General features: G+C 69.5%; 11 protein-coding genes and 1 pseudogene. 6 read left to right on the top strand and 6 right to left on the bottom strand.

The window, feature by feature from the left end; genetic code table 11:
• Both ACFWPJ_RS14085 and ACFWPJ_RS14080 read right to left on the bottom strand, forming a co-directional pair.
• A pseudogene (locus ACFWPJ_RS14085) lies at positions 1-200 on the bottom strand (DNA polymerase III); the annotation flags it as partial.
• A gap of 245 nt (positions 201-445) precedes the next feature.
• The gene (locus ACFWPJ_RS14080; protein ID WP_378850974.1) at positions 446-1,753 is read right to left on the bottom strand and encodes a lipase family protein; all 1,308 of its coding nucleotides are present in this window, start codon (positions 1,751-1,753) and stop codon (positions 446-448) included.
• 226 nt (positions 1,754-1,979) lie between these two features.
• Here ACFWPJ_RS14080 and ACFWPJ_RS14075 point away from each other — a divergent pair, with 226 nt between their 5' ends.
• A complete protein-coding gene (locus tag ACFWPJ_RS14075; RefSeq protein ID WP_378850971.1) occupies positions 1,980-2,651 on the top strand; it encodes an O-methyltransferase in 672 nt (223 codons plus the stop codon).
• Between the two features lie 44 nt (positions 2,652-2,695).
• Here ACFWPJ_RS14075 and ACFWPJ_RS14070 read toward each other — a convergent pair whose 3' ends face one another.
• Both ACFWPJ_RS14070 and ACFWPJ_RS14065 read right to left on the bottom strand, forming a co-directional pair.
• Positions 2,696-3,289, bottom strand: coding sequence for a hypothetical protein (locus tag ACFWPJ_RS14070; protein WP_378850969.1), 594 nt, complete (start codon positions 3,287-3,289; stop codon positions 2,696-2,698).
• A gap of 69 nt (positions 3,290-3,358) precedes the next feature.
• Positions 3,359-3,916, bottom strand: coding sequence for a winged helix-turn-helix transcriptional regulator (locus tag ACFWPJ_RS14065; RefSeq protein WP_378850966.1), 558 nt, complete (start codon positions 3,914-3,916; stop codon positions 3,359-3,361).
• An 87-nt stretch (positions 3,917-4,003) separates the two neighbouring features.
• Between ACFWPJ_RS14065 and ACFWPJ_RS14060 the strand changes: the two genes are divergently transcribed.
• The 4 genes from ACFWPJ_RS14060 (at position 4,004) to ACFWPJ_RS14045 (ending at position 7,927) form a co-directional block, all read left to right on the top strand.
• Positions 4,004-5,221: a pyridoxal phosphate-dependent aminotransferase gene (locus ACFWPJ_RS14060; RefSeq protein WP_378850964.1), complete on the top strand. Its 1,218-nt coding sequence runs from the start codon at positions 4,004-4,006 to the stop codon at positions 5,219-5,221.
• Between the two features lie 31 nt (positions 5,222-5,252).
• On the top strand, positions 5,253-6,041 hold the full coding sequence (locus ACFWPJ_RS14055) for a helix-turn-helix transcriptional regulator (protein WP_378850961.1): 789 nt from the start codon (positions 5,253-5,255) through the stop codon (positions 6,039-6,041).
• A gap of 5 nt (positions 6,042-6,046) precedes the next feature.
• Positions 6,047-6,922, top strand: a complete 876-nt coding sequence (locus ACFWPJ_RS14050; RefSeq protein WP_378850959.1) for a sterol desaturase family protein — start codon at positions 6,047-6,049, stop codon at positions 6,920-6,922.
• Between the two features lie 87 nt (positions 6,923-7,009).
• Positions 7,010-7,927, top strand: a complete 918-nt coding sequence (locus ACFWPJ_RS14045; RefSeq protein ID WP_378850956.1) for a hypothetical protein — start codon at positions 7,010-7,012, stop codon at positions 7,925-7,927.
• A 9-nt stretch (positions 7,928-7,936) separates the two neighbouring features.
• On the opposite strand, the gene ACFWPJ_RS14040 is transcribed toward ACFWPJ_RS14045, so the two are convergent.
• Positions 7,937-9,160, bottom strand: a complete 1,224-nt coding sequence (locus ACFWPJ_RS14040) for a cytochrome P450 (RefSeq protein WP_378850953.1) — start codon at positions 9,158-9,160, stop codon at positions 7,937-7,939.
• A gap of 58 nt (positions 9,161-9,218) precedes the next feature.
• Complete coding sequence (locus tag ACFWPJ_RS14035) at positions 9,219-10,100, bottom strand: LysR family transcriptional regulator (protein ID WP_378850950.1); 882 nt, start codon at positions 10,098-10,100, stop codon at positions 9,219-9,221.
• Positions 10,101-10,179: 79 nt separating this feature from the next.
• On the opposite strand from ACFWPJ_RS14035, the gene ACFWPJ_RS14030 reads away from it, so the two are divergent.
• Positions 10,180-10,813 (top strand): EamA family transporter (locus ACFWPJ_RS14030; RefSeq protein ID WP_378850948.1); only part of this gene is annotated, 634 nt, incomplete at its 3' end.

Here is a 10,813-nt window from a genome sequence, read left to right as displayed (position 1 = left end):
GGCTCCGTACAGAACTCACTCACCGCGGACCGGGCAGGCCGCACCAGAATCCCGTGCCTGCTCACCCGCGTCCGCGCCGCGAGATCGACCACAGTCAGCCCGATCTCGATGATCTCACTGCTCTGCCCCGCAGGCGCCGCCCCCGCCCAGCACGTCGCCTCCACATCGACCACATTGAGCAGCCCGCTCCATTCCTTCATGAACGGCGACGCTAGAGCCCCGATCCCCGCCCAAGCCACCGAATTTCGTGATCGCCACTGCTCCTCTACCGCGGCAATCGGCACAACCCGGATCGGCAAACCGAATGGTCGGAGGCCCGATGCGCCTGTCGCCGCACGATCCGCACCCCGCAGCAGGTGCTGCCGCCGGCCACCGTTACTTCCTGTTCTGACGACGAAACCCGCCGACCACGTTGTCGGCGGGGCATCTCGAGCGGCGTCCTCGCTCAGTCGAACGAGCAGCCGCCGACCGGCTTGTCCGCAAGCCGATCGAGCAGGTAGGTCACCGCGTTGTCGGGACCGAAGCCGTCGATCAGTTCCGGGCCGAAGTGGTTCGGAATGGTCGTGCCAGGCAGGATCGGCGGCAGCTCGTTGGTGCGGAAGGTGACTGTGGCGCCCTGGCCGCACCAGTCCTCGGCGAGCCGGCGGGCCTGCCCGTAGGGGACGGTGTCGTCGTTGCGGCCGCTGGTGATGAAAACGGGCGTGGCCGGCTTCGAGCTGCCGATGCGTAGTTCCGCGAGCACCGGTGCGGCGTCGGGGATCTCGGCGAGATGCTCGGTGAGCGAACGGCCGTCGATGGTCAGCGAATTCGTCTTCAGGAACGGGTGATAGGTGATCAGGTCGGCGACGCACGATTCGCTCAGCGTCGCGAGCATGGCCCGGCCCTCGGGGCTGATGACGCGGTCCACCGCCTGGTGGAGTTCGGGGTAGCGGGCGAGCATGCCGTTGACCGCGAATCCGATCGCGCCGCCGATCAGCGCGCCGTCGACGCGTTCCAGGATCGCCGAGAGGTCGGCGACCGGACCACCGGCCCAGGTGCCCTTCAGGTTCAGTTCCGGCGCGTACTCGGTCTGCATCTCCGCGGCGGCCGCCGTGGCGCCACCGCCCTGCGAGTAACCCCACAGGACCAGGGGAGTCTCGGGTCCGACACCGCCGAGCGCATTGGCGGCGCGCGCGCCGTCGAGGATCGCGTGGCCGCTTTCGAACCGGTTGGCGTAGGTGTGGATCCCCGGCGTGCCGAGACCGATGTAGTCGGTGATCAGCACCCGCGCGCCCAGCGCGGTCCACACGGCCGAGGACGGCAGCTCCTGGTTCGCCGACAAGCCCAGCGGATCGGCGGTCACCGAGACGCCCGTCGAGAACGCCACCGACATCGCGCACCGGTCCGCTTGACCAGACGTGCCGGGCCCGATGACCACGGTCGGCCGCGGCCCCGCACCCTGCCAGGGATTCTTCGGTTCGATGTAGGTGCCGCTCACCGCGACGGGGGACCCGTCCTGCAACCGCGAGGTGTACATGACGTGCTGGGCCTGCGTCGGCCAGCCCGCCGCGGTCGGCGGCGTCGCGAGAATCGTCATCGGCTGCGTCTTCACGATCGCACCCGGCGTCTCCGGAATCGCCGCGGGCGGTGTGTAGAAGGCGTTCATCGGCTCCGCCGCCACCGGCACGGCGCCTGCTCCGTGACCCGCTACTGCCGCCAGACACGCCACCGCCGTCAGCGCCGCCCGGCGCGCCAGCGATCGTGATTGCCGCATATCACTCCCATCGATGCCACCTCCGCGCCGTCGCGGATGTGTTCGGAGCCGCAGCGGAGGTAGATCATGACCTGGGTCACGGCGCAGCGGCGTACCGGACGGTAACACGGTTACCGATCGCCGGAAACCCCGGGCCCGGATAGCGGCCGCAAGCGGGCGGGCACGCGCGCACGAATCGAGCGGCGACACCGCGAAACAGCGGCTCGATGGTGGCAGACTGGCGCCCATGACGGACAACGACTGGGCCGGTGTCGACCGCTATCTCGTGGACGCGCTCATCGGGGACGACGGCGCTCCGGCGCTCGCCGCGAACGCCGACGCGGGCCTGCCCGCGATCGATGTCTCGCCGCCGCAAGGCAAGTTCCTGCATCTGCTCGCCCGCAGCGCCGGTGCGCGGCGGGTGCTCGAGATCGGCACGCTCGGCGGATACAGCACCGAATGGCTGGCGCGGGCGGTCGGCGACGAGGGCACCGTGGTGACCCTCGAATTCGAGCCGCGCCACGCCAAGGTCGCCAGGGAGAACCTGGACCGGGCCGGAGTCGGTGCGCGGGTGGACATCCGGGTCGGCGCGGCGCTGGATACCCTGCCGGAGGTCGCCGAGGACGCGACCGAACCGTTCGACCTGGTGTTCATCGATGCCGACAAGGTCAACAACGCCAACTACGTGCAGTGGGCGCTGCGGCTGACCCGCCCGGGGGCGGTGATCATCGTCGACAATGTCGTGCGCGGTGGCGCGGTGGCCGACGAGCATTCCGAGGATCCGAATGTGCGCGCGAGCCGCGAACTCGTCGAGTTGCTCGCCGCCGAGCCGAGTCTGGACGCGACGGTCGTCCAGACGGTCGGCTCCAAAGGCTGGGACGGTTTCGCCTACGCGGTCGTCAACGGCCCCCGCTCCTGAAGCCGCCGGGCAACGACCACGGCGCTCCCGATCCGGGTTTCACGTCACTCGGACCATTGATAGAAGTGCCATGAACCGCCTAGGTGTACGTAGTACGTGTGCCCATCTATACCGTTTCTGCGCTCACCGGCGGGGAGATAGTCGAATCCGGTACGGACTACCGGATAGTTTCGGCGCAGACGGAAATGGCATCCTCCCTGTGATAGCCGACTGATGCTGTGGAAGTCGTAGACGCCGATCCTCTTTCCGGCATAGGAGGTTCCCGACGACGTAGGTTCCACCGAGTCGCATACCGCGGCGGCTCGGTCCATCGCGTCTCGTGAGATCAGCCAGCCGATTCGGCCCGGAACATCGGACCAGGTCAGCGCCAGCGTCGACGAGACGAACACGGGCACCAGAAGTCCGAGCCGCCACCACCTCGTGTACCGCACGAGACCGACCAGAGCCGCTACGGTCCACACCGCCACCGGTAAAGCCGCGGCGATGCCGGCCCAGAACGTGGTTTCGACATCGTCGAACGCTGTGACGTCAGCCCATAATGCCCACAGGCAACACCCGAGCGTCGACCCGGCCGACACCACCATGATCGACGTCCACCACAGCGGAACCGGCTGTCTCGGAACAGGAGTCGCGCTCACGAGCACCCAAGCTACTCGAGCAGTCCGACACCAGATTTCCACTGTCTCCAGTGGACCGGTGGGCGATCCTCAGACGATGCTGGTGAGCGACCGTGCGCCGGTGGCGATCTCGGTGGCCTCGGCCAGGTCGAGCCGCAGTTCCCGGTCCGGCGATGGTGCGGGACCGTCGTGATGGGTGACGCCCTCAGCGGTGATCACGTAGTGCAGCACAGTCTCGCCTATGTGCATGGTCACTGTGCCCTCGGGAACGATCGCGGCGACCATGCGGCCCAGAGGGAACGCCAGCCAGTGCGCGCGCACGGCGTCGGTCGGGGTGCGGTCGCCGAGCAGCGGGATACCCCAAGCGGCGAGGGCGTCGAGGACGGGGCGCAGGGATCGGCCGGTGTCGGTCAGTTCGTAGCTCGAGCGCATGCCGTTGCGGCGGTGGATGATGACGCCGTCGCGTTCGAGGCCCTTGAGGCGGGTGGCGAGCATGTCGGTGCTGATGCCGGGGAGGTCGGCGAACAGGTCGCTGTAGCGGCGGGGTCCGGCGGACAGCTCGCGGACCACGAGCAGACTCCACCGGTCGCCGACGAGATCGAGGGCGCGGCTGACAGCGCAGTAGTGGTCGTAGCTTCGGCGGGACACATGCACTACCTTAACCAGGAGCTTGGAAAAACCAAGTGAAATCTTGGAAATACCAAGTAGTGTGTGCGGCAACCACAGTTCGGAGGGATGTTCATGCAGGTCAAGCAGTCGAGCAAGCTGTCGGGAGTGTCGTACGAGATCCGCGGTCCGGTCGCGGAGGAGGCCGCCCGGCTCGAGGCCGAGGGGCATCACGTCGTCAAGCTCAACACCGGCAACCCGTTGATCTTCGGCTTCGACGCGCCCCCGGATCTGTTGCAGGACATGGTCCGCACGCTGCCGACCTCCACCGGCTACTCGTCGTCGAAGGGCCTGCTCTCGGCCCGGCGCGCGGTGGTGCAGTACTACCAGACCCTTGGTGTCGACGATGTCGACGTCGAGGAGGTCTTCCTCGGCAACGGCGTCTCCGAGCTGATCATGATGGCGATGACCGCGCTGCTCGAGAACGGCGACGAGGTCCTCGTCCCTGCCCCCGACTTCCCGCTGTGGACCGCCGCGACCGCCCTCAACGGCGGCACCCCGGTGCACTACCTCTGTGACGAAGGCGCTGACTGGTACCCGGACCTGGCCGACATCGCCGCCAAGATCACCGACCGCACCCGCGCCATCGTCCTCATCAACCCCAACAACCCGACCGGTGCGGTGTACCCGCCGGAGGTGCTGCGCGAGATCCTCGAAATCGCCCGCAGGCACAATCTGGTCGTCTTCGCCGACGAGATCTACGACAAGATCTACTACGACGACCTCGAGCACACCGCCATCGCCTCGCTCGCCCCCGACCTGCTGTGCCTGACCTTCTCGGGCCTGTCCAAGAACTACCGCGCCGCCGGTCTGCGCTCGGGCTGGCTGGTGGTCTCGGGTCCCACCCAGCACGCCGCGAGCTACCTCGAGGGCCTGACCATGCTGGCCGGTCTGCGCCTGTGCGCGAATGTGCCTGCCCAGCAAGCGATCCAGGCCGCCCTGGGTGGACATCAGAGCATCTACGACCTCACCCTCCCCGGCGGGCGTCTGTGCGAACAGCGCGACCGCGCGTGGGAAGCCCTCAACGCCATCCCCGGCGTCTCCTGCGTCAAGCCCAAGGGCGCGCTCTACGCCTTCCCGCGCATCGACCTGGACATGTACCCCATCCACAACGACGAGAAGTTCGTCCTCGACCTGCTCCTGCAGGAGAAACTCCACATCGTCCAGGGCACCGGCTTCAACTGGCCGCGCCCCGACCACTTCCGCATCGTCACCCTGCCCCACGCCGACGAACTCGAGGCCATCATCGAACGCATCGGCCGCTTCCTGGCGACCTACCGGCAGTGACACGTCGGGTGCCCGGCGCCGGGTATCCGGCGTGAGCGAGACCGCGTGGCGCGGTGCCGGGGCCTTGATCCGTCCCGGCGTCCTCGCCTTCACCGGGACGATCGGCGGCACGCGCGGCCACGCTCACCACGCCGTGCAGATCGTGGTGGCCGACGCGCCGGTGACCGTGCTCGATGGAGACGGCCGACCACACACCGGGGTCGAGATCGTCATTCCGCCCGACACCGAGCACCGCGTCGAAACCGGCGGTGCGACAGGGATTGTCGTGTTCCTCGACCCCGATTCCGCGGCCGGTCGTAGTGCGGTGCGCCGAGTGGGGATCGCCGGGTGGTGCGGTGGGCCCGCCCTGCGCGATCCCGCCCGACCGGCCACCTCGACGGCGGACTTCGTCGATGGTCTGCTGATCACGCTCGCGACGTCGGGCGGTGGTGCCGTCGCCGCGCGGCATCCGGGTGTCGTGGCGGCGGTGGCCGCGCTGCCCGCGATGGTGGCGCGCGGGCCGGTGCGCCCCGGTGAGGTCGCCGCGGCCGTCGGCCTGTCGGCGAGCCGGCTCACCCACCTGTTCACCGCCCAGGTCGGGCTGCCGCTGCGCCGCTACATCCTGTGGCTGCGGCTGATGAACGCGGTCCACCTGGCCCAGGACGGGCAGGATCTGACCACGATCGCGCACGCGGCGGGCTTCGCCGACAGCGCGCATCTCACCCGGACCTGCCGGGAGATCTTCGGCCTGCCGCCGTCGGCCCTGACCAGCGCCGTGGCCTGGGACGTCGGCGGCAGCCGAATCGTTCAAGCGCCGACGGGGGACCGGCGCCCAGGCTGAGGGGCATGAACATCGCTCGTCTTGCCCGGTACGGATACGTGCCGTTGATGCTGGTGGGGCTCAACGGAATCGGCATCGCCCTCGCCGCCGCCAACGCCCCGAAACCCTGGCTGCTGCTCGTACTCGCCGTGGCGATCGCCACCTCGTTCGCGGTCGAACGCGTCATCCCCTACGATCCGACCTGGAACGGCACCAAGGCCGACAGTGCCCGCGACCGTGTGCACGCCGTCGTGAACGAGACGCTGATCCTGGTGAGCGTGGCGGTGATTCCGCTGCTCGCCGCGATCGTGCCCGCCCCGAACCTGTGGCCGGGTGACTGGACGTTCCCGCTCCAGGTGGTCCTCGCCATTCTGATCGCGGACGCCGGAATCACGGTGGTGCACTTGGCCAGTCACAAGATCGGCGTGCTGTGGCGCTTCCACGCCGTGCACCACAGCGTCACCCGGTTCTACGGCCTCAACGGCCTGATGAAACACCCGCTGCACCAGACCGCCGAGATGGCCGCCGGTGTGGCCCCGCTGATCCTGATCGGCCTTCCGGTCGACGTCGCCGCCGCCCTGGCCCTGGCCGTGGCCATCCAGCTCCTGCTCCAGCATTCCAATGCCGACTACCGCGTCGGACCGCTGAAGTACGTGCTCGCCCTCAACGAGGGCCACCGCTTCCACCACCTCAAATGGGCGGGCGTCGGCGACGTCAACTTCGGCCTGTTCACCCTGCTCTGGGATCACCTGCTGCGCACCTACAGCTACGATCCGCGCCGCCGATTCACCTCCGAACAGCTCGGCATGGCAGCGCATCCCGACTATCCGGTCGGCTACCTGGACCAGCTGATCGAGCCCTTCCGCCGCCTCACTCGAGACCCGACCGCACGAACGCGGTGAGGATGTGCCGCCGGCCGGCCGGCTCGGTCGGGGGTCTTTCCGTCGTCCGGGCGGCGGGAGCCGGTGCGCGTTCAGTAGGTTCGACGGATGAGCGCGACCTCTTCCGCCCTGTATTGCGGGACACGCTGGGATGAGCAGGGGCGGTGGTGCTACGAGCTGATGCGGGCGGACGGCAGTTCCGAGTTGCTGCCGGGCATCGGCACCCGGCTGGCGTTCCGGGTGACCGAGTCGGGGCGGTTCTGTCTCGGGTATCACGGGTTCGGTGGCGGGCGGCGGGGGCGGCAGGCGTGTCCGCGGCGGGCGCGGGTCGACAGCGGCAAGCAGTGTGCGCAGTGCCGGATCACGGAGGGGTGGTCGGTGGTGCACAGTCATCGGGGTCCGCTCACTGCGTTGCCCGAGCAGGTCCGTGACTATGTGGCGCAGCCGCATCACCTGTATATCGCGTATTTCGGTGACGGGATGGCGAAGGTCGGGACGGCCTCGGCGTCGCGGCGTCAGCGTCGCCTTTTCGAGCAGGGGGCGCTGGTGGCGCGATTCATCACCGATTCGCCGGACGGGCTGCATGTGCGTGAGCTCGAGCGGGTGGTGTCGGAGCGGGCGGGGCTGCGGCAGGCGGTCGCCGGTGTCACGAAGACCCGCATCCTGACCAAACCGCTGCGGCCGTGGTCGGCCCTCGAGGCCGCCGTCGCCGACGCGGCCGAGCATGCGGCAGGCGCGTTGCCCGCCGACATCGCGCGCACCGACACCGGGTGGTCCGGTGGCCGGGACTTCTATGCCACGATCCTCGCGCGTGGCCGCTTCCCGGAGGCCATCGTATTCACCGAGGACTCCGGCGAATACGTCATCGACGCGGTCACCGCGCACGGGCACACCATCGCCTGCGTGGACGAAGCGGGTGCCGGTGAACTGGTGCTGGTCAACGACACCCGGCTCATCGGTCGCCGGATCGAGCTCGACGCGACGATCACCGCGGCGCCACGACCCGCCCAGACCAGCCTGTTCTGAGCCGGCGGTTCAGCGCACGCGGACCGGGAGTTCGAGCAGTCCGCGGATGAGGGTGCTGGTCTGCCAGCGGACGGTCGTGGCGGATTCGGCCAGGCGCAGGCCGGGGTAGCGGCGGAGCAGGCCGGTGAAGGCGATCTCGGCTTCGAGGCGGGCCAGGGGAGCGCCGACGCAGAAGTGGATGCCGTGGCCGAAGGCGAGGTGGCCGGCGGGGCGGCCGTCGACGGTGAGGGCGTCGGGGTCGGTGAAGCGCGCGGGGTCGCGGTTGGCGGCGGCCAGCGCGACGTAGACGATCTCGCCCGCGGGAATCTCGGTGCCGCCCAATGTGATCGGCTCAGCGGTGAAGCGGACGGTGGCCATGTCGACGGGGCCGTCGAAGCGGAGGAACTCCTCGATCGCGGCGGGCACGGCTGCCGGGTCGGCACACAGCGCCTTCCACTGATCCGGGCTGCGCAGCAGGGCGTTGACGCCGTTGCCGATCAGGTTGACGGTGGTCTCGTGACCGGCGACCAGCAGCAGGAACGCCATCGCCACCAGTTCGCGATCGGTGAGCCGGTCGCCGTCGTCGTCGGCGAGCACCAGCTCCGACAGCAGGTCGTCGGCGGGCTGGGATTGCTTGGCGCGCACCAGTTCCGACAGATACCCGGCCATCGCGGCCGCGGCGGCGGGCCGGTGCTCCTCCGCCTCGCCGACGACGCCGACCAGCGCCCTGGTCCAGGCCTGGAAATCGTCGCGATCGTCGAACGGGACGCCGAGCAGTTCGCAGATCACCGTCACCGGAAGCGGATTGGCGAATGCCTCCATGAGGTCGGCTTCATCGGTGTCTGCCATCGCGTCGAGCAGCTCCTCGGTGATCTGCTCGATCCGGGGGCGCAGGGCGGCGACCTGACGGGTCGTGAACGCCTTGTTCACCAGTTTGCGCAGGCGGGTGTGACCGGGCGGGTCGGTGCTGAGCATGTGGGTGAGCAGCGCCATCGCATTCGGATCGGTCGGAATCGTGCGGCGCTTGTCGTCCAGGATCGCGGCGGCGGTGGCCATGTCCTTGCGCAGCCGGGGATCGGCCAAAGCCACCCTGGCTTCGGCGTAGCCGACGACGACCCAGCGGACGACGTCGTCGGGGAAACGGACCCGATGGACCGGGCCCGCGGCGCGCCAGCGCCGGTAGTGGGCGTGCGGATCGTCGAAGAAGTCGGCGCCGATGGACTCGACGCGGGCAGCAGCGGTGGTGTCGGCCATCTGACCGACGGTACCCGCGCCCGGTGAACGACGCACCGACCTCGCGTGATCGGCCGCGTCAATCCTCCGTAATCGGGATCTCCAGTGCCGCAAGGAAAGCAGTGGCCGCGGGGCTGCGACCGATCCGGTTCCAGACGACATATTCGACCCTGGTCGGCGCATCGATCACTTCGACGGTCCGTACACCGGTGAGGTGCGGGGCGTGCGCGGCGGGCATCATGGCCACGCACAGGTCCTGCCCGACGAGGCGGGCGATGTAGTCCGCGGTCGTCACCTCGAAGGCGACGTCGCGGGTCAGGCCCGCCGCGGCGAACGCGAGATCCGATTGGATCCGCCCTGCCGTGCCGGCGGGCAGGTCGACGAAGACCTCGGTCGAGAGCCTGCGCAGGTCGACCGTCGGCTCGGTGGCCAGCGGATGGGTCGGTGCGACCACCGCGACGAGTCTGTCGCGGGCGAGTTCATGGACCGCCACGCCGCGCGGTCGCACGGTGGTCGGCAGACCGAGGAAGGCGACATCGAGCGTCCCCTGCTCCACCTGGTCGGCGAGGTCCTCACTGGCGCCCACCCGCAGACTGATCCGCACGTGCGGATATCGCGCGCGGAACTCGCGCAGCGCGGCGGGCAGGTCGACCGCGGCCACCGTCGGGATCAGGCCGACCGCGAGCCTGCCCCGCACCTCGCCGACAGCGGCCGCGACTTCCGCCGCCGCCCGTTCGGCCGCGTCGAGGCACTGGCGGGCAGCGGGCAGGAAGGCCGCCCCGGCCGCGGTGAGCCGCACCCGACGGCTCGTGCGCTCGAACAGCTTCGCGCCCAATTCCCGTTCCAGCCGGGCGATCTGGTGGCTCAGCGCGGACTGCACGACCAGGCAGCGTTCGGCGGCCCGGGTGAAGCTGTTCGTCTCGGCGACGGCCAGGACATAGCGCATCTGCTGGAGCTCCATGGATCCATCGTGAATCACGATTGGTGCGGTGACAAACATGTGTTGGATTCATCGATCAGCGCGCGGTGAGATGGAGTCCATGAGAACACCAGTGGCTCAGCCGGTTTCCCTGGGCCACGGCGGCAGGCTGTCGCGGACCGCGGTGACCGCGCTCGCGCCGGCGGCCTGGGGCACGACCTATGTGGTGACGACCGAACTGCTGCCGCCGGGACATCCCGTGTTCGCCGGTCTGCTGCGGGCGCTGCCCGCCGGGCTGATCGCGCTCGCGCTGACCCGGACCCTGCCGCACGGCGCGTGGCGGGGGAAGGCCGCGGTGCTCGGGATGCTCAATATCGGGTTGCCGTTTCCCTTGCTGTTCCTCGCCGCCGAACATCTGCCCGGTGGTGTCGCGGCCACGCTTGCGGCGGCGCAACCGCTGGTTGTCGCCGTGCTCGCGGTGCTGGTGCTGGGGGAGAGCCCGTCGGCCTGGCGCTTGGCCTGGGGTGCGATCGGTGTCGCCGGGGTGGGGCTGGTGGTGCTCGGGCCGAGTGCGGCGCTGGATGCCGTCGGCGTCGCGGCCGGTCTGGCGAGCGCGGCCTCGTTGGCGCTGGGTTTGACGCTCACCAAACGCTGGGGTCGTCCGCCCGAAGTCGGTCCCATCGCCTTCGCCGGGTGGCAGCTCACGGCGGGTGGGCTGTTCCTGCTGCCGCTGACCGCCCTGCTCGAAGGCGCGC

Source organism: Nocardia sp. NPDC058497, assembly GCF_042720195.1.
In the GTDB taxonomy this organism is placed as follows: domain Bacteria; phylum Actinomycetota; class Actinomycetes; order Mycobacteriales; family Mycobacteriaceae; genus Nocardia.
Note: the sequence above shows the minus strand (reverse complement) of the source record. Positions and strands in the feature narration are given on the sequence as shown.

Excerpts from the sequence above, each read along its gene's own strand:
- ACFWPJ_RS14080 (WP_378850974.1), bottom strand. The coding sequence starts at position 1,753 with ATGCGGCAATCACGATCGCTGGCGCGCCGGGCGGCGCTGACGGCGGTG.
- ACFWPJ_RS14045 (WP_378850956.1), top strand. The coding sequence starts at position 7,010 with ATGAGCGCGACCTCTTCCGCCCTGTATTGCGGGACACGCTGGGATGAG.
- ACFWPJ_RS14035 (WP_378850950.1), bottom strand. The coding sequence starts at position 10,100 with ATGGAGCTCCAGCAGATGCGCTATGTCCTGGCCGTCGCCGAGACGAAC.
- ACFWPJ_RS14060 (WP_378850964.1), top strand. The coding sequence starts at position 4,004 with ATGTTCATGCAGGTCAAGCAGTCGAGCAAGCTGTCGGGAGTGTCGTAC.
- ACFWPJ_RS14075 (WP_378850971.1), top strand. The coding sequence starts at position 1,980 with ATGACGGACAACGACTGGGCCGGTGTCGACCGCTATCTCGTGGACGCG.
- ACFWPJ_RS14040 (WP_378850953.1), bottom strand. The coding sequence starts at position 9,160 with ATGGCCGACACCACCGCTGCTGCCCGCGTCGAGTCCATCGGCGCCGAC.
- ACFWPJ_RS14050 (WP_378850959.1), top strand. The coding sequence starts at position 6,047 with ATGAACATCGCTCGTCTTGCCCGGTACGGATACGTGCCGTTGATGCTG.